Here is a 22,126-nt window from a genome sequence, read left to right on the forward strand (position 1 = left end):
AGTCTGGATCCCCGCCTTCGCGGGGAAACATGCTGTACGGTGCGATCTAGGCCGCGGGCTTCTCTTTCGCCCAGATCGCATCGAGCCGCGCCTGATCCCCGCCACGTTGCCGAACCCGCAAGCCCTCGAGCTTCAACGCACGCCCCCGCAGCATCCGCCCCTCGGTCTTCCAGATCACATCGTAGATCCCAACCGCCGAGCGCGTCCGGTCGCCATCGAAATACTGCACGCTCACCAGCACCGGCAGCCGCCCCGCACGATCATCCGAACCACCATCGGTGAGCTTCAGCATCGGCGCCGAGACCCACGAGGCGTCGATGATCGGCTCGGCCGGCGGCCGCTGCGGCGCTACGCCAAGCGCTTTGGGAAACGTGATCGTCACGTCCTGAAGGTCATGCCGCGCATCCTTCAACAACAGCGTATTGCCGCCATCCTGCACGATCGCCGACAGGTCGATCTTGGTCCGCTCGCGCGCCGCACTCGACTGCGCGGCGAGCTTGTCCGCCTCGTTCGCACGGTGATCCGACCAGTTGGTCCACAACGTCAGCGCGGCGATCAGCACACCCGCAACCGCCACGACTTCCGCCAGCGTCACCCAGCGCCGCCGCGTCGCCGCAGCCTCGCGCCGTTCGGTCGGAGTCTCGCCGCTCATCGACCGCCAGCCTTTAGCAGGCGGGCAGGGGCCGCCAGTTCCCAACTCCGCGCGATCCGGTCCTCGACCAGCGCCCAGTCGAGATCGCCCGCAAGGTTCACGCCGACCCACCCGGTCGCACCAAGATACGCCGGCCGCGAATACACGCCCGGGTTCGCCTCGATCAGCATCGCCTGCTCGTCGGCCCCACCCGTCTTCACGCACACGACGGTCAACCCATCGTCATGATGGTCCGCCCGGAACTGCGCGAACTGCTTGCCCGCGACGAAGAACGTCGGCTGGCCATGCGACACCGTTTCCTCGGTCTCGGGCAACGCCAGCGCCGCCGCACGAACGCGGTCGAGAGGGGACAGATCGGTCATCGCGTCACGAACTCCGCCAAGGTCTTGGGATACAGCGCATGTTCGGCCGTAAGCACGCGCTCCGCAAGCGCATCCGCATCGTCATCCGCAAGGATCGGCACCTCGGCCTGCCCCAGCACCACGCCGCCATCGAGTTCCTCGGTCACGACATGCACCGAGCACCCGCCGACCGCATCGCCCGCCGCGATTGCCCGCGCGTGCGTGTCGAGCCCCTTATACTTGGGCAGCAGCGAAGGATGGATGTTGACGATCCGGTCACGCCACGCCGCGACGAAACCGTCCGACAGCAACCGCATATACCCGGCCAGCGCAACGACCTCGACGCCAGCCTCACGCAACGCCGCATCTATCGCCGCCTCGTAAGCAGGCTTCCCTAAACCCTTGGGTGAAAGCGCAAACGTCGCCAGACCCTGCGACCGCGCCCATTCGAGCCCAGCCGCATCCGGCTTGTCCGAAGCCACGAGTGCGATCTCATACGGACACTCGGCCGCGCGCGATGCGCCGACCAGCGCCATCATGTTCGATCCGCGCCCGGAGATCAGCACGCCGACCCGCGTCTTCTTAGCCATGCGTCGCGGTCCAGTCCTCGCGCGCGCTCCAAGTTCCCGCCGACCCGCGAACCGTGCAGCCATGCGCCCCGGTCTCGATCCGCCCGATCGTGAACACCGTCTCGTCCGCCGCCTCCAGTGCCGAAGTCACCGCCTCGGCCTCGTCGGCGCTCACGATCACGACCATGCCGATGCCGCAGTTGAACGTCCGCGCCATCTCCTCCGGCTCGATCGCGCCCTGCGCCTGAAGGAACGCCATCAACCGCGACTGCTCCCACGCGTCTGCATCGACAACCGCATGCACGCCGTCTGGCAGCACGCGCGGAATGTTCTCGAGCAGGCCACCACCGGTGATATGCGCCAGTCCCTTGATCCGCCGCTCGCGCAGCAACGGCAGCAGGCTCGCCACGTAAATGCGAGTCGGCGCCATCAGATGATCGATCAGCAACTTGTCCTGGTCGAACAGCGCAGGTCGATCGAGCTTCCAACCGCGATCCGTCGCTAGCCGGCGAACCAGCGAGAACCCGTTCGAATGCACACCCGACGACGCCAGGCCGAGCATCACGTCGCCCACCGCGATCTCGCGCCCGGTCAGCACGTTGGTCCGCTCGACAGCACCGACGCAGAAGCCCGCGAGGTCGTAATCGCCGTCCGCATACATGCCCGGCATCTCGGCGGTCTCGCCGCCAATCAGCGCGCAACCCGCGGTCTTGCAGCCCTCGGCGATGGACGCGACGACACGCTCGGCGACTGCCGCATCGAGCTTCCCGCTCGCATAATAATCGAGGAAGAACAAAGGCTCGGCGCCCTGCACGATCAGGTCGTTGACGCACATCGCGACGAGATCGACGCCGACGCCCTCATGCCGGTCCCATTCGATCGCCAGCTTCAACTTGGTGCCGACGCCATCGTTCGCCGCCACCAGCAACGGATCGACGAACCCTGCCGCCTTGAGGTCGAACATGCCACCGAACCCACCAAGATCCGCGTCGGCACCCGGACGCCGCGTCGAGCGCGCGAGCGGGGCGATCGCGCGCACCAACGCATTGCCTGCGGCGATCGAAACGCCCGCTTGAGCGTAGGTATAGGAGCCCGTGGCGGGAGCGGCGGAGTCTGGCGTATCGGTCATGATCGGTGCTGCTAGCCACATCGCGCTTGGATTTCCACGTCTGCTTCGCCAAAAGGCCCGCTTGATGCGTATCCGTACCCTCCCCACCGCGCTTGCCGGCGCCGCTTTGCTGCTCAGCGGCGGAGCCGTGCTCGCGCAGATCGAGGGTGGCAGCCGAGGCGCAGCGCCGGTCGACAGCGGCAGCGCCTACGAGGTCAGCGGCGTCACCGTCGACGTAGCCGGCAAGACCGCCGACGCCGCACGCTACAGCGGCTGGCGGCTCGCCCAGCGCAAAGCCTGGGTGCAATTGTCGAACCGGCTTGGCGGCGGTGGTGGCCTCGTTTCCGACGGTACGCTCGATTCGCTGGTTTCCGGGATCGTCGTCGAGAACGAACAGATCGGCCCGCAGCGCTACATCGCCAAGCTCGGCGTGCTGTTCAACCGCACTCGCGCGGGCTCCGTCCTCGGCATATCCACCTACGCCGATCGCTCGCAGCCGATGCTAACCATCCCGATCCAATATTCGGGCGGTGTCGGCCAATCGTTCGAGCAGAGCACGCAGTGGCAGCAGGCCTGGGCGCGCTATCGTACCGGCAACAGCAGCATCGATTATGTTCGCCCGTCCGGCTCCGGCCCCGACGCGCTCCTCCTCAACGTTGGCCAGACGCAGCGCCCCGGTCGCGGCTGGTGGCGGACGATCCTCGACCAATACGGTGCGAGCGACGTGCTGTCTCCGGTCGTGAAGCTCTATCGACAATGGCCGGGTGGCCCGGTGATCGGCGTCTTCGAAGCACGTCATGGCCCCGATAACGATCTGATCGGCCGCTTCACGCTCCGTGTCGGAACGTCCGACGGCCTGCCGCAACTGCTCGACACCGGCGTCAAGCGGATCGATGACCTGTATCAGCAGGCGCGTCGCAACGGTTCGCTCCGTGTCGACTATAGCCTGTCGCCGCCGCCAACGCCCGAAGCCGCAGTAACCGACGACCTGCCGAGCGACGAGACCGCCGACGCCAATATTGCGGCGTTGACCGGCGGCGAGGGCATCTTGATCACGGTTCAGTTCGACACGCCCGCAGCCACGGCCGTATCGTCGACCGAAGCCGCACTCCGCGCGATCCCTGGTGTCCGCTCGGCCGCGACTACCAGCCTAGCGCTCGGCGGCGTCTCGCTGATGCGCGTCGCCTATGACGGCGACCCCACCGCGCTGAAGACCGCGCTCGAAGCGCGCGGCTATCAGGTCTTCGGCTCGGGCCAGACGATCCGGATCCGCCGGGTTTCCCAACTTCTTCCGCCGGACCTTCCCGCGGATACCGTGACGACAGGGTGAGCGCGACCAAGATGACTCAAATCGCGCTGCCACTCGGGTGGCCGGCGGACCCTCGCGACGACGCCTTCCTGGTTACCCCCTCCAACTCGCGGGCCGTCCATACGCTGGAGCATTGGGCGACCTGGCCCGTCATGACCGCCATCCTAACCGGCCCGCGCAAATCGGGCCGCAGCCTGCTCGCGCGGATCTTTGCGGCGAAGAGCGGCGGGACGATCATCGACGATGCCGAGCGCGTGCCCGAGGCGCAGCTGTTCCACGCCTGGAACCGCGCGCAGGAGAACCACAGGCCGCTGCTCATCGTCGCCGACGCAGCGCCGCCCGAGTGGAAGGTGAAGCTTCCCGACCTCCGCTCGCGCCTTGCGGCCAGCCCGATCGCAGCGATCGGTGCGCCCGACGACGAGCTCATGCGGCTGCTGCTGGCGCATCTGTTCGAGCGCCGCAGCCTCGACGCGCGGGCCGACCTGATCGACTGGCTGGCCACGAGAATCGAGCGCAGTCATATTACCGTAACGCGAACCGTCGATGCGCTCGATCAGGAGGCGATGGAACGTCGCAAGCGCTTGTCCATTCCTCTGGCACGAACCACACTCACCGAGGCCGGGCTGATCCTCCGGCCACAGCTTGCCCTGGATCTGCCGCTCTTCACGTCACCATAAGACCCCAAGAGGACCGATGAACCGTCCAGCGCATATCGTCCGCCAAGCGGAAGACGACGACGATCCCATCGGCGCAGAGCCGAACGACCGGTTCTTCAACCGCGAGCTGTCCTGGCTGGCGTTCAACCGCCGCGTGCTGGAGGAGGCGTGCAATCCTGCGCATCCGCTGCTCGAACGGCTCCGCTTCCTGTCGATCTCGGGCTCGAACCTCGACGAGTTCTTCATGGTCCGCGTCGCCGGCTTGAAGGGCCAGCAGACGCAGGACGTCGACCGGCGCTCGGCCGATGGCCTGACCGCGGGCCAACAGCTGACCGCGATCGTCCGCGAGGCCGACGAACTGATGGCGAGCCAGCAGGCGGTGTGGGGCGACCTGCGCGTACTGCTCGACGAGGCCGGCTTGTTCGTCCTGCGGCGCGACGCGGTCGAAGGCGAAGCCGACGAGTGGCTCGAAACGCATTTCCGCGATCAGATCTTCCCGATCCTGACCCCGCAGGCGCTTGATCCCGCGCATCCGTTCCCGTTCATCCCGAACCGCGGCCTGTCGGTGATCTTCGACCTCGTCCGCCGTTCCGATAACGAACCGGTCCGCGAACTGGTCATGCTACCGCACACGATGACGCGCTTCGTCCGCCTGCCCGGCGAGCCCGCGCGCTACATCTCGATCGAATCGATCCTCAAGCGGTTCGCGCCGGTCCTGTTCCCCGGCTACGAAGTCCTCGCCGCCGCCAGCTTCCGCGTCCTGCGCGACAGCGACATGGAGATCGAGGAGGAGGCGGAAGACCTCGTCCGCTACTTCGCCAACGCGATCAAGCGCCGCCGCCGCGGCCGCGTGATCCGGCTCGAACTCGAAACCGGCATTCCGGACGTGCTCGCCGCCGTCCTAAAGGACGAACTCGGCGGCGCGGACGCGATCATCACCGAGAGCGGCAATCTGCTCGGCATCGTCGATCTCGACGGGCTGGTCGACGAGGATCGCCCCGACCTCAAGTTCCCGCCCTTCACGCCGCGCTTTCCCGAACGCATCCGCGAATTCGGCGGCGACTGTTTCGCGGCGATCAAGGCGAAGGACATCGTCGTCCACCACCCGTACGAGACGTTCGAGGTTGTGCTCGCCTTCCTCAAGCAGGCAGCGAACGATCCCGACGTGGTGGCGATCAAGCAGACGCTCTACCGCGCCGGCAAGCAGCCCGCGGTCATCAACGCGCTGATCACCGCGGCCGAGGCGGGCAAATCCGTCACCGCCGTCGTCGAGCTGAAGGCGCGGTTCGACGAAGAACAGAACATGGTCTGGGCCTCCGCACTGGAACGCGCAGGCGTGCAGGTCGTCTACGGCTTCATCGACTGGAAGACGCACGCGAAGGTCTCGCTGGTCGTCCGCCGCGAAGGCCAGGCGTTCCGCACCTACTGCCATTTCGGCACCGGTAATTATCACCCGGTCACCGCCAAGATCTACACCGACCTCAGCTTCTTCACCGCCGACGCCGCGGTCGGGCGCGATGCGGCGCAGATGTTCAACTACATCACCGGCTACGTCGAACCGACCGACATGGCGAAGGTCAGTCTCAGCCCGCGCGATCTGCGCCAGAATCTGATGAACCTAATCGACGTCGAGATCGCCAACGCACGCGCCGGCAAACAGGCGGGCGTCTGGGCGAAGATGAACTCGCTGGTCGACCCCGCGGTGATCGAGAAGCTCTACGAGGCGAGCGGGGCAGGGGTCGAGATCGACCTCATCATCCGCGGCATCTGCTGCCTGCGACCCGGTGTACCCGGCCTGTCCGAGACGATCCGCGTGAAATCGGTGATCGGTCGGTTCCTCGAGCACAGTCGAATCTGGGCGTTCGGTAACGGCAAGGCGCTCCCCAACGACGGCGCCAAGCTGTTCATCTCGTCCGCCGACTGGATGCCGCGTAACTTCGACCGCCGCGTCGAATATATGCTGCCGATCCTCAACCCGACCGTCCACGATCAGATCCTCGATCAGGTCATGGTCGCGAACCTGATCGACAACGAGCAGAGTTGGGAGCTAGGCCCCGACGGCGAATATAGCCGCGTCGATCCCGGCGACCGTCCGTTCAACCTGCATCGGTATTTCATGACCAACCCGTCTCTCTCCGGCCGCGGCGCCTCGCTCGCGACCAGCAACGCCGTGCCGACTCTGTCGCTTCGGCGGAAACGATGAGCGTCACGAATATCCTGTTCGGCAATTCCACGCCCAAGGCCGAGACCGACGATCACCCGCGTACGGGGATCATCGACATCGGCTCCAACTCGATCCGTCTGGTCGTGTATCAGGGCCCACCGCGTCTGCCCGCGATCCGCTTCAACGAGAAGGTTCTGGCCGGGCTCGGACGCGGACTTGCCGCGACCGGTGCGATCGAGAAGTCGGCGCTGAAGACGGCACGCGTCGCGCTCGCGCGCTTCGCAGCCGTGGCCAAGGAGATGGAGTGCTCGACGCTCCGCACGGTCGCCACGGCGGCGGTAAGGGATGCGAAGAACGGAGGCGAACTCATTGCAGCGGCCGAACAACTCGGCTTGAAGGTCGAGACTCTGTCCGGTGAACAGGAGGCCAGCGCAGCTGGCTATGGCGTCCTGTCCGCGATCCCCGAAGCAGACGGCATCGTCGGCGATCTCGGCGGCGGCAGCCTCGAACTCGTCCGCGTCCGCCGCGGCAAGATCGAGGAACGCGTCTCGTTCCCGCTCGGCGTCCTTCGCATCGGTCCGATCCGGGCGAAGCGCGGCAAGGTGCTCGCCCGCTACGTGGCGCGTCTGGTGCGCGAGGCCGGCTGGACCGCGAAAGGGCAGGGGCTTCCGCTCTATCTCGTCGGCGGGTCATGGCGGGCGCTGGCGCGGCTGGACATGGAGTTGTCGGATTATCCGCTGCCGATCATCCACCAATATTCGATGTCCGCGGCGACAGTTACGCGCCTCAGCCGGACCATTCCGCAACTGTCCAAGCCGCGCTTGAAGGCGATCCCGGGCCTGTCGTCGGGCCGCACGGCAACGCTCGCCGACGCCGCCGCGCTTCTCGGCGTGCTGATGCGGCAGCTCGGTAGCAGGACCACGGTCGTGTCCGCCTACGGCCTGCGCGAAGGCCTTCTCTACGAACACCTCAAGCCCGCAGACCGCGCGCTCGATCCGCTCATCGTCGCCGCGCGCGAAGAGGGACGCCTGCTCGGCCGCTTCCCCGAGCACGGCGACCTCCTCGATCGCTGGATCTCGCCGCTGTTCGCCACCGAGCCGCCGGCAATGGCCCGCATTCGCCACACGGCATGCCTCCTCGCCGACGTAGGCTGGCGCGCCAACCCCGAGTTCCGCGCCGAACGTGGCGTAGAAGTGGCGCTGCACGGCAATTGGGTCGCGATCGATGCGCCCGGCCGGGGAATGTTGGCGCAAGCCCTCTACACGAGCCTCGGTGGTGACTTGGCGGCGGCAGATCCTGTCGGACGGTTGGCACCGCCGGCGGCGGTAAAGAGCGCGACCGCCTGGGGCTTGGCCATGCGGCTAGGCCAGCGAATGAGCGGCGGCCTAGCCGGCCCCCTCAAACGCTCGAGCCTCGCCGACGACGGCGTGTCGCTCACGCTGACGTTGCGCTCGGACGATCGCGGGCTTTACGGAGAAGCGGTGGAACGGCGCCATGCCGCCCTCGCGGCTGCCCTTAACCGCAAGCCATTGCTAACTCTCGCCTAGTTCCCCCTGGAAAGGGGAGGATCAAAGCGATCAGGCGCAGGTAAACCGTTCGATCCGGCCCTTGGCATCGACATAAACGTTCAGCCGGTCGGACCGGAAGTCCATCGTGACGGCGGTATTCGGCGCGATCCAGCGCAGCGTACGCGCACCCGACCGCGTCTGCATGACGTCCGCCCTAGCATCGCTGGCCCGCTTCCCGACCAGATCGCCCAGAGCGTCCGCGTTGCAGGCGGCCGCAACCGGCGAAGCGGCCGGTGTCTCGCCGCGCATCTCGACCGGCGTACATGCCGCCGACGCCAGCAACGCCGCAACCATGACGATCCTCACGCGGCATCCTCCGTACGCGTCATCTTCAGCTTCCCGCCAATGACAGCAAACGCCAGCCGCCCCTCGACCAGATCGAGCGCATCGCGCCCGAACTGATCGAACCGCCAGCCCTCCAGCATCGGAAGGCCAGTCCGAACACCGGCCGCTAGCGCCTCCAGCTCATCGGTCCGAGCGAGAAGTTTCGACGCGACATCAATATCTCGCGAGCGGATCTTCAACAGCAGCTTGAGAAGATCCGCGACCAGCGAACCCTCCTTGCCGAGCCCCGGCTTGCGATCGTCCCGCGGCGGCAACTCATCCTCGCCAAGCGGCTGCGCACCCTCGATCGCCTCCATCAGGCGGCCGCCGATGTCGTTGCCGGCCCAAGTCGCTGAAAGCCCACGCACCCGCGCGAGATCCGCTTGCTTCTTCGGCGGATGCCCCGCCATGTCGCCCAGCGTCTCGTCCTTGACGATCCGCCCACGCGGCAAATCCTTCGCCTGCGCCTCCAGTTCACGCCACCGGGCCAGCGCCTTCAGTCGCCCCAGCACCTCGGGCTTGCGACCCGAAATCCGCACGCGCTTCCACGCCAGATCGGGATCGTTTGCGTAATTGGCGGTATCGCCGAGCCGCTCCATCTCTTGGTCGAGCCACACGCCGCGCCCGGTCTTGCGCAACCGCTCGAGCATCTTGGGGAAGATCTTCGACAGGTGCGTCACGTCGCCGATCGCATATTCGATCTGTCGCGCATCCAGCGGCCGGCGCGCCCAGTCGGTAAACCGCGCACCCTTGTCGACCGCAATGCCGAGCCAGCTGTCGACCAGGTTCGAATAGCCGATCTGCTCGCCCTGGCCGAGCGCCATCGCCGCAACCTGCGTATCGAACAGCGGGAAGGGTGTCTTGCCGGTAAGGTTGTAGACGATCTCGATGTCCTGCCCGCCGGCATGGACGACCTTCAGCACGTCGTGATTCTCGACGAGCAGGTCGAGCAGCGGCTTCAGGTCGATTCCCGGTGCCATCGGGTCGATCGCCGCGGCTTCCTTGTCGTCGGCGATCTGGATCAGGCAGAGTTCCGGGTAATAGGTGCTCTCGCGCATGAATTCGGTGTCGACGCACACATAGTCGGCGTCGGCCATTCGGGCGCACAGATTGGCGAGCGTGGCACTGTCGGAGATTAGCGGGTGGATATGCATCACGTTTCCATAGCGAGGGTCCGGCGGCTTGACAAAGGCCGGTAGGGAAGGGAAGCGCGAGGCACCTGTTTATCGTCCGAGAAGACCCATCATGCACGCCTATCGCACCCACAACTGCGCCGCCCTCCGCCCCGAACAGGTCGGCGAAGAGGTCCGCGTCTCCGGCTGGGTCCACAAGAAGCGCGATCACGGCGACCTCGTCTTCATCGATCTGCGCGATCATTACGGCATCACGCAGATCGTCACCGACGTCAGCGGCCCGGTCTTCAAGGTCATCGAAGGCCTGAAGAGCGAGAGCGTCGTCACGATCACCGGTAAGGTCACCGCAAGGGCACCCGAAGCCGTCAACCCGAACCTCCCGACCGGCGGGATCGAGATCCGTGCGACCGCCGCGACCGTCCAGTCGATGGCCGGCGAGCTGCCGATGCCGGTCGCGGGCGAGGCCGAATATCCCGAGGATATCCGCCTGCGCTATCGCTACCTCGACCTGCGCCGCGAGCGGCTCCACGCCAACATCATGCTCCGCAGCCAGGTGATAACATCGCTGCGTAACCGCATGAACTCGCAGGGTTTCACTGAATTCCAGACGCCGATCCTGACTGCGTCGTCGCCAGAAGGCGCACGCGATTACCTCGTGCCGAGCCGCGTCCATCCGGGCAAGTTCTACGCGCTCCCGCAGGCGCCGCAGATGTTCAAGCAGCTGCTGATGGTCGCCGGCTTCGACCGCTATTTCCAGATCGCACCCTGCTTCCGCGACGAAGACGCGCGCGCCGACCGTTCGCCGGGTGAGTTCTACCAGCTCGATTTCGAGATGAGCTTCGTCACGCAGGACGACGTGTTCGCGGCGATCGAGCCCGTGCTGCACGGCGTGTTCGAGGAATTTGCCGACTGGCAGGGCAAGGGGCGCCAAGTGTCGGCCCTCCCGTTCAAGCGCATCCCCTACCGCGAATCGATGCTCAAGTACGGCAGCGACAAGCCCGACCTGCGCAACCCGATCCTGATCCACGACGTCGGCCATCACTTCGTCGATTCGGGCTTCGGCCTGTTCGCGGGCATCGTCGCTAGTGGCGACGTGGTCCGCGCGATCCCCGCGCCGAACACCGCCGACAAGAGCCGCAAGTTCTTCACCGACATGAACGACTGGGCGCGCGCCGAGGGACATGCCGGGCTCGGCTACATCACGCAGAAGAACGGCGAACTCGGCGGCCCGATCGCCAAGAACCATGGCGAAGAAGCCACCCGCAAGCTTATCGCCGAGATGGGCCTCGGCCCGAACGACGGCATCTTCTTCGCCGCCGGCAAGGAACTACCAGCCTCCAAACTCGCGGGTGCCGCCCGCGCGCGGATTGGTGCCGACCTAGGCCTGATCGACGAGAACCGCTTCGAGTTCTGCTGGATCGTCGACTTCCCGATGTTCGAGTATGACGAGGATGCCAAAAAGGTCGACTTCAGCCATAATCCGTTCTCGATGCCGCAGGGCGAGATGGAGGCGCTGGAGACCAAGGACCCGCTCGATATCCTCGCGTACCAGTACGATATCGTCTGCAACGGCGTCGAGCTGTCGTCGGGCGCGATCCGGAACCACCGGCCCGAGATCATGTACAGGGCGTTCGAGATCGCCGGTTACACGCAGGCCGACGTCGACACGAACTTTGCCGGCATGATCAACGCGTTCAAGGTCGGCGCACCGCCTCATGGTGGCTCGGCACCCGGGATCGACCGCATGGTCATGCTGCTCGCGGGCGAGCCGAACATCCGCGAGGTCGTGCTTTTCCCGATGAACCAGAAGGCCGAGGACCTCATGATGGGCGCACCAAGCCCGGTCAGCGCCAAGCAGCTGAAGGAACTCAACATCCGCCTGACGGTCGATGGTCCGAAGGATCCGGCCAAAGTAGTCGCCGCCAACGCGGGGTGATCTTACTGTCCCTCGCCCCTACGGAGAGAGGGAAGGAGACGCGATTGCGCCGGGAGGGTGAGGGGCGGTTGGTTTGCGCCAACTTCCCCTCACCCTCCCACCCGCAAGTGCGGCCGGGCCCCTCCCTCTCCCCGAAGGGGCGAGGGAAAGACGTTAAACATCCCACCGCTTTCGCCAACCTCAGAACCATGCAAATACCCCCACACGCTAAGGGGATGGCATGCTCGAAAATCAGACGACACCGGCCGCACCGCCTACCCTCGTCCGCAGCCTCGGCGTCACCGGCGTCCTGTTTCTCACCCTCTCCGTCGCAACCCCCACATCATCGGTGTTCGTCATCGTCCCCGGCATGCTCCAGGTCGCGGGAACCGGCGCAGTCTGGGCAACGCTCATCGCCGGGCTCGTCTACGTCGCCACCGCCTTCGTCTACGCCGAACTCTCGTCAGCATGGCCGGTCGCAGGCGGCGAGTATGTCGCCGTCCAGCAGACGCTCGGACCGATGGCAGGCTTCGTCATGCTCGGCGTCAACGTCTTCAACAACCTGCTCTTCCCGCCGGTCGCAGGGCTCGGGGTCAGCGCGGTGCTCGGCACGCTCATCCCCGGACTCCCGCAGATCCCCATCGCGATCGCCGTCGTCGCAGGATCGACCTTGGTCGCGATCCTCCAGATCAGGGTCAACGCCTGGCTCACCGGTCTCTTCCTACTGGTCGAGGTCATCGCGATCGTCGCCGTCGTCTTGCTCGGCTTCGCCGACACGGTCCGCCCGGTCGGCGACCTCCTGCTCCACCCGGTTATGCCCCAGGCCGGTGCGCTCGTCCCCGCGTCCGCAGCCTCGATCGGCCTCGCCACCTCGATCGCGATCTTCGCGCTCAACGGCTATGGCGCGGCGGTGTATTTCGGCGAGGAGATGCTCGACGCCCCCCGGTTGATCGCCCGCGCGATCATGGCGTCGCTCGCGCTCACACTCCTGTTCTAGGGCATGCCGATCGTCGCCGTCCTGGTCGGCGCCCCCGATCTCCACGCCATACTCACTGCGGAAGACCCGTTCGGCCTGCTCGTCGACTTGCGTAGCGGGACCGCGATGGCGGACTGGATCTCGGTAGGCGTGGTCGTCGCGATCGTCAACGCGGTGATCGCCTGCATTCTCGCCTGCGCACGGTTCTTCTACGGCACTGCGCGCGACGGATCCTGGGGCTGCCCGCTCGACCAGTGGATCGCGCAGGTCCACCCGCGCTTCGGCTCGCCATGGGTCGGTACGCTGCTGGTCGGTGGGTTCGGAATCGTCGCGTGCTTCCTGCCGCTTCAGTTATTGCTGGTCCTGAGCGGCACCGGCCTCGTCGCTATCTATGCCGGCATCTGCGTCGCGGTGATGGTCGGCATGCGGACCGGCAAGACGAGCCACGCGCCGTACCGGATGTCGCTCTACCCGCTGGCGCCGGTCGTGACGTTGCTCGCACTAGGCTATGTCGCCTGGACCAGTTGGCTCGATCTCGAGGAGGGGCGCCCGGGCCTGATCATGACGGCCGTACAGATCCTGGGGTCTGCCTGCTATTATTGGTTCGTTCTGCGCCGACGCGGGCCCTGGAACGTTCTCATCCCGAAACTGGCGACGGAGCGCGATGCATGACGATACATCTGGCCGATTACGAAGACGGCGCTGACTATGCCGGTAGATACAAGCACGACCTGAAGAAACTACAGGAGCGCCTCGAGCATATCCAGGTCGCGCACATCGTGCACGGCAAGCGCGCGATCGTGATGCTCGAAGGCTGGGACGCGGCGGGGAAGGGCGGCATCATCCAGCGGCTTTCCGCCGAATGGGATCCGCGCAACTACAAGGTGTGGCCGATCGCCGCGCCGACTGCGGACGAAAAGGCGCATCATTTCCTCTGGCGTTTCTGGAAGCGATTGCCCGCCAACGGCAACATCGCGATCTTTGACCGCAGCTGGTACGGACGCGTCCTGGTCGAGCGGGTCGAAGGGTTCGCCAGCGATGCCGAATGGCGTCACGGCTATGATGAGATCAACGCTTTCGAGACCCAACAGGTCGAGAGCGGCACGACGCTGATTAAGCTGTTCGTCCATACCACGCTGAAGGAACAGGACCGGCGCCTCGAAGCACGCCTGCTCGATCCGTGGAAGCATTGGAAGACAGGCCTCGACGATTACCACAACCGGTCGCGGCGCAAAGAGTATCTGGCGGCGATGGACGAGATGTTCGCGCGTACCGATACCGCGACGGCGCCGTGGTCCGTGATCGACGGCAACGACAAGAAGGCGGCCCGGATCGCAGCGCTGACGCTGATCGCGGACCGCCTCGAAGCTGGCGTCTCGATGGAGCCGCCCCCGCTCGACCCGAAGGTCGAGAAGGTAGCAAGGAAGGCGTTAGGCCTTAGCTGACTTCGCCTCTGCTGCTTCAGCCTGGATGAACTCGTCATCCTCGTTGAGCAGCAGCATCTGGCCCTTGTCGATCCCGAAATAGGCGCCGCGAAGCGCCAACGTGCCCGCGGCTTCGGCCTCGGTCACGAACGGGAATGTGCGCAGGTTGGCAATGGAGGTGCGGACCGACTCAAGCTCCATCTCGCGACCAGCCTGTTCGCTCTCGCCGTACTTCGAGATCACCTTTTCACGTGCACCGTCGAGCAGGCTGACCCAGTCGGAAACGAAGCCGCCAGCACCGTGGTCGGCATCGGCGAACGCCTGGGTCAACGCCGCCTTGCAGCCACCGCACTTCTCGTGGCCCATCACGACGATCTCTTCGACCTTCAGCTGGGTGACGGCGAACTCGATCGCGGCGGAGACGCCATGATAGCCACCACCGGTTTCGAACGGTGGTACCAGGTTGGCGACGTTGCGAACGACGAACACTTCGCCCGGCAGCGTGTCGAAAATCTGGGCCGGTTCGACGCGGCTGTCGGAGCAGGCGATGATCATCACCTTCGGGCTCTGGCCGTCCCGCAGTTCCGCCCAGCGCTCGCGCTGCTCGTCCCAGGGGCCGTCCTTAAACCGATGATAACCTTCGATCATTTCCGGAAAGTGAGTTGGCACAGCTAGCCTTTCATATCAGTTTATGTTCCAACATGACAAACCTGTCATGTTGGAACATGTTCCCTACGATAATTTATCGGGTCCGCAAGCCGGCGTCACCCGGTTGTGCGATCCACTACCATTGTCTCGACGCAAGGGCGGGGCTATCTGGCACGGCATGAACGACATGACCCCGATGGTTGCGCCCGTCCGTGCGCGCAAGCCCGACTGGATCCGCGTCAAGGCGCCGACCTCCGCTGGTTTTGCGAAGACTCGCGAACTCATGCGGTCGAAAAGCCTGACCACCGTCTGCGAAGAGGCGGCGTGCCCGAACATCGGCGAATGCTGGTCGAAGAAGCACGCGACGGTCATGATCCTAGGCGACACCTGCACGCGGGCCTGCGCCTTCTGCAACGTTAAGACCGGCATGCCCCGCGCAGTCGACCGGATGGAGCCGCAGAACGTCGCCGACGCCGCCGCACAGATGGGTCTGAACCACATCGTCATCACCTCGGTCGATCGTGACGACCTGCCCGATGGCGGCGCGTCGCAGTTCGTGAAAGTGATCCAGGCGATCCGCGCGTCGACCCCGACGACGACGATCGAGATCCTGACTCCCGACTTCCGCAACAAGGCGCAGGCCGCGATCGAGTCGATCGTCGAGGCGCGTCCCGACGTTTACAACCATAATCTCGAGACGGTGCCGCGGCTCTATCCAACGATCCGCCCGGGCGCGCGCTACTACGCATCGCTCCGCCTGCTGGAGAGCGTCAAGAAGCACGATCCGTCGATCTTCACAAAGTCCGGCGTGATGCTCGGGCTCGGCGAAGAGCGTCTGGAGATCCATCAGGTGATGGATGACATGCGCTGTGCCGATATCGATTTCCTGACGATGGGCCAATATTTGCAGCCCACCCCGCGCCACGCGAAGGTCGCCGAGTTCGTGTCGCCCAAGGCGTTCGACGCCTATGCCTCGATCGCCCGCGCGAAGGGGTTCCTGCTGGTCGCATCGTCGCCACTAACCCGGTCGAGCTATCATGCTGGCGACGATTTCGAGCGGTTGCGCGCAAATCGTGACGCCAAGCTGGGCGTCGCGCGCATCTGATGCCGAAGCATTCCGAAACGCGTCATTTGCCCTACACCCCTGAGCAGATGTTCGACCTGGTGGCCGATGTCGGTCGCTATGCCGAGTTCCTGCCCTGGGTCAGCGCGATGAGGGTACGCTCGAACAGCGAGACCGAGACGCTCGCCGACATGATCGTTGGGTTCAAGGGCCTGCGCGAGACGTTCACTTCGCGCGTGCAGAAGGTCCGCCCGAGCGAATTGAACGTCGATTATGTCGATGGACCGCTGAAGTATCTGCGCAATGAATGGCATTTCCGGCCTGAGCCGCAAGGCTGTGCGGTCGATTTCACTGTCGACTTCGCGTTCAAGAACCGGATGTTCGAGATGATCGCCGGCCAGGTCTTCGGCGCTGCCCTGCGCAAGATGATCGGCGCGTTCGAGACTCGGGCCGCCGAGCTTTACGGCGCCGAATCTTCCGCGGTCGAGTCTCCCGCGGCTGGCGCGTCCGGCAACAAGAGCTCGAGCGCGCACAACGCGGCCTGAAGCCGGATCCCGCCACGACCGAGATCGCCGAAATCCTTGCGATCGGCATGGACGTCGGACGGATCGCGACCCTTTTCCGCACGACCGAACACGACCGTCCCGACCGGCTTCTTGAGCGATCCGCCGCCGGGGCCCGCCACGCCGGTGATCGCGACGGCGATATCCGCGCCCGATTGCTTCAACGCGGCCTGTGCCATGCTCCACGCGACCGCGATCGAGACCGCGCCGAACGTTTCGAGCACGTCCGAGCTGATCTTCAGCACGCCGAGCTTGGCCTCGTTCGAATAGGTGACGAAGCCGACCTCGAACACGTCGGACGATCCGGGAATTTCCGTCAGCGCGGCAGCGACGAGACCACCGGTACAGCTCTCGGCGACCGCGACCCGGCGGCCGATCGCGCGGTTCTGGTCGACCACTTTACGCGCGGCGTCGACCAGTTCGGCGGGAAGGATGGTATCCATCAGCGAGTCTCCACCGGGCACAGCAGCATCGCCACCGCGGCAATATCACCGCCGCGCGGCTTCTGCGATTTCAGGTACCGCAACGTCTCCACGACGATGGCCGCGGTGTTGCGGGGCGGCAGGGGTTGCAGCAGCGTCAGCATCCGATCGATCGTCCCGCAATCGCGCGTCGCGATCCGCCCGACGATCTGCGGCACCAGCAACGTCGTCAGCAACGGCCGCGCGAACTCCGAATCGAGCATCGCGTCAACCGCCGGATCGCTCAGCTTGACGATCGCCGCGCGAGCGGACGGCCAGGCGCGGTCGGACTCGATCTGATAGCGATCTATCAACGCGCTCGACTGTCGCCGGATCAGGCTGGCGGCCGGGAGTTGCGCCGCGCAGACGCGACCGGTTTCGCGGAGGATATCAGGCATCGCGACGAGCGTCAGCGATTCGGCCTCGGGTCCGGTGATGCAGCGGGGTTGTGCAACCGCCGGGCTGGCGAGAAGCGCGACGGCGGCTAGTGCGGCGCCGATCCTCATGCGGGCCTTCATGCCGGTGCTCCGGGCACGCGAACGGTCGCAACGGCCTGTGCGGCTATGCCTTCGCCGCGGCCGGTGAAGCCGAGTCGTTCGGTCGTGGTCGCCTTGACGCTGACCCGGTCGAGCGTGAGCCCGAGCAGATCGGCAATCCGGGCGGTCATCGCCGCGCGGTGCGGACCGATCTTCGGTGCCTCGCACATGATCGTCAGGTCGACGAAATCGATCCGGCCGCGCTTGTCAGCGATCAGCTTGGCGGCGTGCTGGAGGAACTGCGCGGAGTCGGCGCCCTTCCACTGCGGGTCGCTCGGCGGGAAATGCGTGCCGATATCGCCGGCTGCGATCGTGCCGAGCAGCGCGTCGGTCAGCGCGTGGAGCACGACGTCGGCATCGCTGTGCCCCGAAAGGCCCTTGTCGTGCGGGATCAGGACGCCGCCGAGCCAGAGTTCCTCGCCGGTTTCGAGACGGTGGACGTCGAAGCCCATCGCGGTGCGGGTTTCATACGCGACACGCGCCTCGGCGGCGGCGAAATCTTCGGGGTGGGTGACTTTCTCGAGCATCGCCGAGCCCTGCACCAACGCGACGCCGACGCCAAGCCGCCGCACCATCTGCGCGTCGTCGGTGGCTTCCTCGTCTTCGGGCCAAACGGCGTGCGCGGCGCGTAAAGCGTCCACGGAAAACGCCTGCGGAGTCTGCACGCGGTTGAGGTCCGCGCGGGGCACGATGTCCCCAAGCAGCACGGTGCCGCGCGCAAGCGTATCGGTCACCGGGAGGACCGGAATGGCCGCGTCCCGGGCCCTCAAGGCTAAGACGAGCGAATCGATGACCTCGGCGGAAAGGAAAGGGCGGGCCGCGTCGTGGATCAGCACGTGCGTCGCGTCGTCGATCGCCGCGAGTCCGTTCGCGACCGACTCGCGCCGTGTGGTTCCGCCGATGATGGTTCTGACGTTGCTTCCAAGCGACTGGGCGGCAAGAGCCTGCTGCCCTTCACCGATGATGACGATCGTCTCGGCAATGGCGGGATGCGCGGAAAACGCGTCGTAGGAATAGGTGACCATCGGACGCCCGGCGATCCGCGCATACTGCTTGGGAACCGATCCCCCGGCGCGCACGCCGGTTCCGGCGGCGACGATGATCGCAACGATACGATGTGCCTGTGTCATCGTCGCGACCTAGCGGTTCGTCCGGACCCTCGCCAGTCTTGCGACCGAGCGCGGGACAGGGTAGGGCGATGCCTCTTTTTCAGGCACATTCATGCGTAATCTATCTCCCATCCAGATCGGTCCCGTCCGGATCGAAAGCCCCGTCGTGCTCGCGCCGATGACCGGCGTCACCGACATGCCGTTCCGCACGCTCGTGCGACGCTATGGCTCGGGCCTCAACGTGACCGAGATGGTCGCGAGCCAGGCGGCGATCCGCGAAACGCGCCAGTCGCTGCAGAAGGCGGCGTGGGACCGGCTGGAGGAACCGGTCTCGATGCAGTTGATCGGCTGCACGCCATACGAGATGGGCGAGGCCGCCAAGCTCAGCCAGGATCGCGGCGCGGCGATCATCGACATCAACATGGGCTGTCCGGTGCGGAAGGTCGTCAACGGCGACGCGGGCTCGGCGCTGATGCGCGACACCAAGCTCGCCAGCGCAATCATCGAGGCCACCGTGAAGGCGGTCGACGTACCGGTGACGCTGAAAATGCGAATGGGCTGGTGCCATGACAGCCTCAACGCGCCCGACCTCGCGCGGATCGCCGAGGATCTCGGCATCAAGCTGATCACCGTCCACGGCCGCACGCGCAACCAGATGTACAAGGGCAACGCCGACTGGGGCTTCGTCCGCAAGGTCAAGGATGCAGTGAGCGTGCCGGTGATCGTCAACGGCGATATCTGTACCATCGAGGACGCCGAAGCGGCGATGGACCAGTCGGGCGCGGATGGCCTGATGGTCGGTCGCGGTGCCTATGGTCGCCCTTGGGTGCTGGGTCAGGTGATGGAGTGGTTCGCCACCGGCCGACGCATCGAAGACCCGTCGATAACCGAGCAATATGACGCGATTGCAGGCCATTACGAGGCGATGCTCGAACATTACGGGATCGAGACCGGGGTCAATATGGCGCGCAAGCACATCGGCTGGTACACCAAGGGGCTGCCCGGATCGGCCGAGTTCCGCAACAAGGTGAACCAGATCCCGGATCCCAAGCAGGTCAAGGCGATGCTGGCCGAGTTCTACGCCCCATGGCGTGACCTTGCAGCGGCCTGACACGCCATCACGCAATCGGCCGGGGTTCGCGGAACTCTTCGCCGCACTGCCGGTGGCGGTGGTGGTCGTCGATCCCGATTATAGGGTCGCACACGCCAATGCGCTTGCCGAGCAACTGTTGAACCTGTCGGAACGGTTGATGGTCGGCCAACCGGTCGATGCGGTCATCCCGCCGCCGGATGATCCGCGAAATCGAGACGGGCACGGGCTGGCGGTCTACGACACGGAGATCTCGACGGTGCGTGGCGTCAAGATCCGCGTCGATTTCGCGGAGACGCAGATCGCCGATTATCCTGGCTGGCGCGCGATCACCCTGCACGCATCTGCGACCTCTCGGCGGCTCGGGCACTCCGCGGATCGCGCCGCCGGAGCAAGGGCGGCGGTGGGTGCCGCGGCGATGCTCGCGCACGAAATCAAGAATCCGCTGTCTGGTATTCGCGGCGCGGCGCAACTGCTGGGTACGGGCGAACTCACGACCCTGATCGTTACCGAAGTCGATCGCATCGCCGCACTGATCGACCGCATGCAGGATTTCAGCGACACGCGGCCCTTGCCGCTCGCCAGCGAGAACATCTACCCGCTGCTCGGTCACGCCCGTCGCCTTGCACTTGCCGGGTTCGCACGGGGCATCACGATCGAGGAACGCTTCGATCCATCGCTTCCGCCTGCACAGATCAACCGCGACGCGCTGCTGCAGATCGTCATAAACCTGCTCAAGAACGCCCGAGAAGCCGTTAGAAACGAACGTAAACCGCGGATCATAATGACGACGGCTTACCGTCATGGTATCACGGTCAGCTCGGCTCCCGGCAAGCCGCGCCTGCCGCTTCCGATCGAAATCTGCATTTTCGACAACGGTCCTGGCGCACCGGCCGACATCGCCGACCACCTGTTCGATCCGTTCGTATCCGGTCGGCGCGAAGGGCAGGGGCTTGGCCTCGCGCTCGTCGACAAGCTGACGAGAGACATGGGCGGCATCGTCCAATACGCCCGAGAAGGGATCCCGGAAATGACCGTTCTCCGCCTGTTGCTGCCAAGGGCGGCGTCTTGAGCACGATATTGGTCGTCGACGACGATGCGGCGATCCGGACCGTCGTCGCACAGGCCTTGCGGCGCGCGGGCCATGACGTCTCCGTCGCGGACAGCCTGGCACAGCTCGAACGCGCACTCGCGGTGTCGTTGCCCGACGTGATCGTCACCGACGTCATTCTTCCCGACGGCGACGGCATCGATCATGTCCGCAGCATCGCGGCGCGTTTCCCCCTGCTGCCGATCATCGTCCTGTCCGCGCAGAACACGCTGACCACCGCGGTTCGCGCCGCGGAGGTCGGTGCCTACGAGTATCTTCCCAAGCCGTTCGATCTGGACGTTCTCGCTCGCGCGGTTACGGGAGCGCTTGCGCGCGGCGGCATGGTGTCCGACGACGATCTCCGCGACGAGGACCGGGCGCTGCCGCTCATCGGACGGTCCTCGGCGATGCAGGACGTGTACCGCGTCATCGCGCGGGTCGTTTCGAACGACCTGACTGTGCTGATCTCGGGCGAATCGGGGACCGGCAAGGAACTCGTCGCACGTGCGATCCATGACCTGGGCCCACGCAGCGCGGCGCCGTTCGTCGCGATCAACATGGCGGCTATTCCGCGCGAACTGATCGAAGCCGAGCTGTTCGGGCACGAGCGTGGCGCGTTCACCGGCGCCGCCACCCGCAACGCCGGCCGGTTCGAACAGGCATCGCGTGGCACGCTATTCCTGGACGAGATCGGCGACATGCCGATGGAGGCCCAGACCCGGCTGCTTCGCGTCCTCCAGTCCGGTGAATTCACCAGTGTCGGTGGCGCCCGCACGATCCGCGTCGACGTCCGCATCGTCGCCGCCACCAATCGCGATCTCTCGGCGCAGGTCGCGAGCGGGCAGTTTCGCGAGGATCTGTTCTACCGTCTGAACGTCGTCCCGATCGAACTTCCCGCCTTGCGCGAACGTCGCCAGGACATTGCCTTGCTCGCGCGTCATTTTCTCGATCAGGCGGCGGTGCAGGGGCTGCCTCGGCGACAGCTTGCCGGCGATGCACTGACTGAGCTCGGCGCGCACGACTGGCCCGGCAATGTTCGGGAACTCGAGAACCTCATGCGCCGGCTTGCGGTATTGGCGCGTGACGAGGTGATCGGCGCCGACGTTATCCGCGCGATGATCGGTACCAGCGGCGCGAGCGCGCAGTCCATCGACGTGGACATCGGTCATGCGGTTCGCGCGCTGATCGAGCGGATCGCACGCGAGGATCCGAAGGCGCTTGACGACGGCACGCTGTACGACCGCGTGATCGGCGACGTCGAGCGACCGCTGATCGAAGTCATGCTCGCGCGGCACGGTCAGAATCAGCTTCGGGCGGCGCGGGCGATGGGGATCAACCGGAATACGTTGCGCAAGCGACTCGATACGCTCGGGATCGACATGGCTGAGGCCGTCCGGGTCGACGACGCAAGTCGCCGCTGAAACGTC

Annotated in this window: 21 protein-coding genes and 1 pseudogene; 12 read left to right on the forward strand and 10 right to left on the reverse strand. The window is 65.6% G+C overall.

Going from position 1 to position 22,126, the window contains the following annotated elements; translation table 11 throughout:
* Positions 1-46: 46 nt before the first annotated feature.
* Genes U1708_RS03820 through purM form a run of 4 tightly spaced genes read right to left on the reverse strand, consistent with a single transcriptional unit; the run spans position 47 to position 2,691 of the window.
* Positions 47-652 carry a hypothetical protein gene (locus tag U1708_RS03820; protein WP_332742913.1) on the reverse strand — a complete coding sequence of 202 codons (606 nt, stop codon included), beginning with the start codon at positions 650-652 and terminating at the stop codon, positions 47-49.
* Positions 649-1,014: an MmcQ/YjbR family DNA-binding protein gene (locus tag U1708_RS03825; protein ID WP_332742914.1), complete on the reverse strand. Its 366-nt coding sequence runs from the start codon at positions 1,012-1,014 to the stop codon at positions 649-651. Before U1708_RS03825 ends, U1708_RS03820 begins: the two co-directional genes overlap by 4 nt.
* Complete coding sequence (gene purN / locus U1708_RS03830; RefSeq protein WP_332742916.1) at positions 1,011-1,583, reverse strand: phosphoribosylglycinamide formyltransferase; 573 nt, start codon at positions 1,581-1,583, stop codon at positions 1,011-1,013. The genes U1708_RS03825 and purN overlap by 4 nt, the downstream gene beginning before the upstream one ends.
* Positions 1,576-2,691, reverse strand: a complete 1,116-nt coding sequence (gene purM / locus U1708_RS03835) for a phosphoribosylformylglycinamidine cyclo-ligase (RefSeq protein ID WP_332742918.1) — start codon at positions 2,689-2,691, stop codon at positions 1,576-1,578. The genes purN and purM overlap by 8 nt, the downstream gene beginning before the upstream one ends.
* Positions 2,692-2,755: 64 nt before the next feature.
* On the opposite strand from purM, the gene U1708_RS03840 reads away from it, so the two are divergent.
* From U1708_RS03840 to U1708_RS03855, 4 genes are read left to right on the forward strand one after another with little or no spacing between them, the layout of a single operon-like run.
* The gene (locus U1708_RS03840; RefSeq protein WP_332742920.1) at positions 2,756-4,000 is read left to right on the forward strand and encodes a heavy-metal-associated domain-containing protein; all 1,245 of its coding nucleotides are present in this window, start codon (positions 2,756-2,758) and stop codon (positions 3,998-4,000) included.
* Positions 4,001-4,011: 11 nt separating this feature from the next.
* Positions 4,012-4,656: an HdaA/DnaA family protein gene (locus U1708_RS03845; RefSeq protein ID WP_332742922.1), complete on the forward strand. Its 645-nt coding sequence runs from the start codon at positions 4,012-4,014 to the stop codon at positions 4,654-4,656.
* A 16-nt stretch (positions 4,657-4,672) separates the two neighbouring features.
* On the forward strand, positions 4,673-6,838 hold the full coding sequence (locus tag U1708_RS03850) for an RNA degradosome polyphosphate kinase (protein ID WP_332742924.1): 2,166 nt from the start codon (positions 4,673-4,675) through the stop codon (positions 6,836-6,838).
* The gene (locus tag U1708_RS03855) at positions 6,835-8,346 is read left to right on the forward strand and encodes a Ppx/GppA phosphatase family protein (RefSeq protein ID WP_332742926.1); all 1,512 of its coding nucleotides are present in this window, start codon (positions 6,835-6,837) and stop codon (positions 8,344-8,346) included. The genes U1708_RS03850 and U1708_RS03855 overlap by 4 nt, the downstream gene beginning before the upstream one ends.
* Before the next feature lie 30 nt (positions 8,347-8,376).
* On the opposite strand, the gene U1708_RS03860 is transcribed toward U1708_RS03855, so the two are convergent.
* Together U1708_RS03860 and rnd are read right to left on the reverse strand one after the other, a co-directional pair.
* Positions 8,377-8,673 (reverse strand): I78 family peptidase inhibitor, encoded by a 297-nt coding sequence (locus tag U1708_RS03860; protein WP_332742928.1) that lies wholly within the window; start codon positions 8,671-8,673, stop codon positions 8,377-8,379.
* Positions 8,670-9,845 carry a ribonuclease D gene (gene rnd, locus U1708_RS03865; protein ID WP_332742930.1) on the reverse strand — a complete coding sequence of 392 codons (1,176 nt, stop codon included), beginning with the start codon at positions 9,843-9,845 and terminating at the stop codon, positions 8,670-8,672. The genes U1708_RS03860 and rnd overlap by 4 nt, the downstream gene beginning before the upstream one ends.
* A gap of 91 nt (positions 9,846-9,936) precedes the next feature.
* Between rnd and aspS the strand changes: the two genes are divergently transcribed.
* The 3 genes and pseudogenes from aspS to U1708_RS03880 all read left to right on the forward strand — a co-directional run bounded on the left by aspS (position 9,937) and on the right by U1708_RS03880 (position 14,160).
* A complete protein-coding gene (gene aspS, locus U1708_RS03870) occupies positions 9,937-11,760 on the forward strand; it encodes an aspartate--tRNA ligase (protein ID WP_332742932.1) in 1,824 nt (607 codons plus the stop codon).
* 220 nt (positions 11,761-11,980) lie between these two features.
* Positions 11,981-13,387 (forward strand): annotated as a pseudogene (locus U1708_RS03875) (APC family permease).
* Complete coding sequence (locus tag U1708_RS03880; protein ID WP_332742934.1) at positions 13,384-14,160, forward strand: polyphosphate kinase 2 family protein; 777 nt, start codon at positions 13,384-13,386, stop codon at positions 14,158-14,160. The pseudogene U1708_RS03875 and the gene U1708_RS03880 overlap by 4 nt, the downstream one beginning before the upstream one ends.
* Here the strand turns inward: U1708_RS03880 and U1708_RS03885 are convergent.
* Positions 14,146-14,787: a carbonic anhydrase gene (locus tag U1708_RS03885; RefSeq protein WP_332742936.1), complete on the reverse strand. Its 642-nt coding sequence runs from the start codon at positions 14,785-14,787 to the stop codon at positions 14,146-14,148. The two genes, U1708_RS03880 and U1708_RS03885, sit on opposite strands and share 15 nt — an antisense overlap.
* 178 nt (positions 14,788-14,965) lie before the next feature.
* Between U1708_RS03885 and lipA the strand changes: the two genes are divergently transcribed.
* Together lipA and U1708_RS03895 are read left to right on the forward strand one after the other, a co-directional pair.
* Positions 14,966-15,892, forward strand: coding sequence for a lipoyl synthase (gene lipA, locus U1708_RS03890; RefSeq protein ID WP_332742938.1), 927 nt, complete (start codon positions 14,966-14,968; stop codon positions 15,890-15,892).
* Positions 15,892-16,395: a type II toxin-antitoxin system RatA family toxin gene (locus U1708_RS03895; RefSeq protein WP_332742941.1), complete on the forward strand. Its 504-nt coding sequence runs from the start codon at positions 15,892-15,894 to the stop codon at positions 16,393-16,395. The genes lipA and U1708_RS03895 overlap by 1 nt, the downstream gene beginning before the upstream one ends.
* On the opposite strand, the gene U1708_RS03900 is transcribed toward U1708_RS03895, so the two are convergent.
* Genes U1708_RS03900 through U1708_RS03910 form a run of 3 tightly spaced genes read right to left on the reverse strand, consistent with a single transcriptional unit; the run spans position 16,311 to position 18,540 of the window.
* Positions 16,311-16,856 carry a CinA family protein gene (locus tag U1708_RS03900; RefSeq protein ID WP_332742943.1) on the reverse strand — a complete coding sequence of 182 codons (546 nt, stop codon included), beginning with the start codon at positions 16,854-16,856 and terminating at the stop codon, positions 16,311-16,313. The genes U1708_RS03895 and U1708_RS03900 overlap by 85 nt on opposite strands.
* Complete coding sequence (locus tag U1708_RS03905) at positions 16,856-17,392, reverse strand: hypothetical protein (protein WP_235982811.1); 537 nt, start codon at positions 17,390-17,392, stop codon at positions 16,856-16,858. Before U1708_RS03905 ends, U1708_RS03900 begins: the two co-directional genes overlap by 1 nt.
* Complete coding sequence (locus U1708_RS03910; protein ID WP_332742946.1) at positions 17,389-18,540, reverse strand: bifunctional 2-C-methyl-D-erythritol 4-phosphate cytidylyltransferase/2-C-methyl-D-erythritol 2,4-cyclodiphosphate synthase; 1,152 nt, start codon at positions 18,538-18,540, stop codon at positions 17,389-17,391. Before U1708_RS03910 ends, U1708_RS03905 begins: the two co-directional genes overlap by 4 nt.
* A 91-nt stretch (positions 18,541-18,631) precedes the next feature.
* Between U1708_RS03910 and dusB the strand changes: the two genes are divergently transcribed.
* Genes dusB through ntrC form a run of 3 tightly spaced genes read left to right on the forward strand, consistent with a single transcriptional unit; the run spans position 18,632 to position 22,120 of the window.
* Positions 18,632-19,630 carry a tRNA dihydrouridine synthase DusB gene (dusB, locus tag U1708_RS03915; RefSeq protein ID WP_332742948.1) on the forward strand — a complete coding sequence of 333 codons (999 nt, stop codon included), beginning with the start codon at positions 18,632-18,634 and terminating at the stop codon, positions 19,628-19,630.
* Entirely contained in the window at positions 19,611-20,681 is a 1,071-nt protein-coding gene (locus tag U1708_RS03920) for a two-component system sensor histidine kinase NtrB (protein ID WP_332742950.1), read from the forward strand. The genes dusB and U1708_RS03920 overlap by 20 nt, the downstream gene beginning before the upstream one ends.
* Entirely contained in the window at positions 20,678-22,120 is a 1,443-nt protein-coding gene (gene ntrC, locus U1708_RS03925) for a nitrogen regulation protein NR(I) (RefSeq protein WP_332742952.1), read from the forward strand. Before U1708_RS03920 ends, ntrC begins: the two co-directional genes overlap by 4 nt.
* Positions 22,121-22,126 lie beyond the last annotated feature (6 nt).

Source organism: Sphingomonas arabinosi, from assembly GCF_036663715.1.
Taxonomy (GTDB): domain Bacteria; phylum Pseudomonadota; class Alphaproteobacteria; order Sphingomonadales; family Sphingomonadaceae; genus Sphingomonas.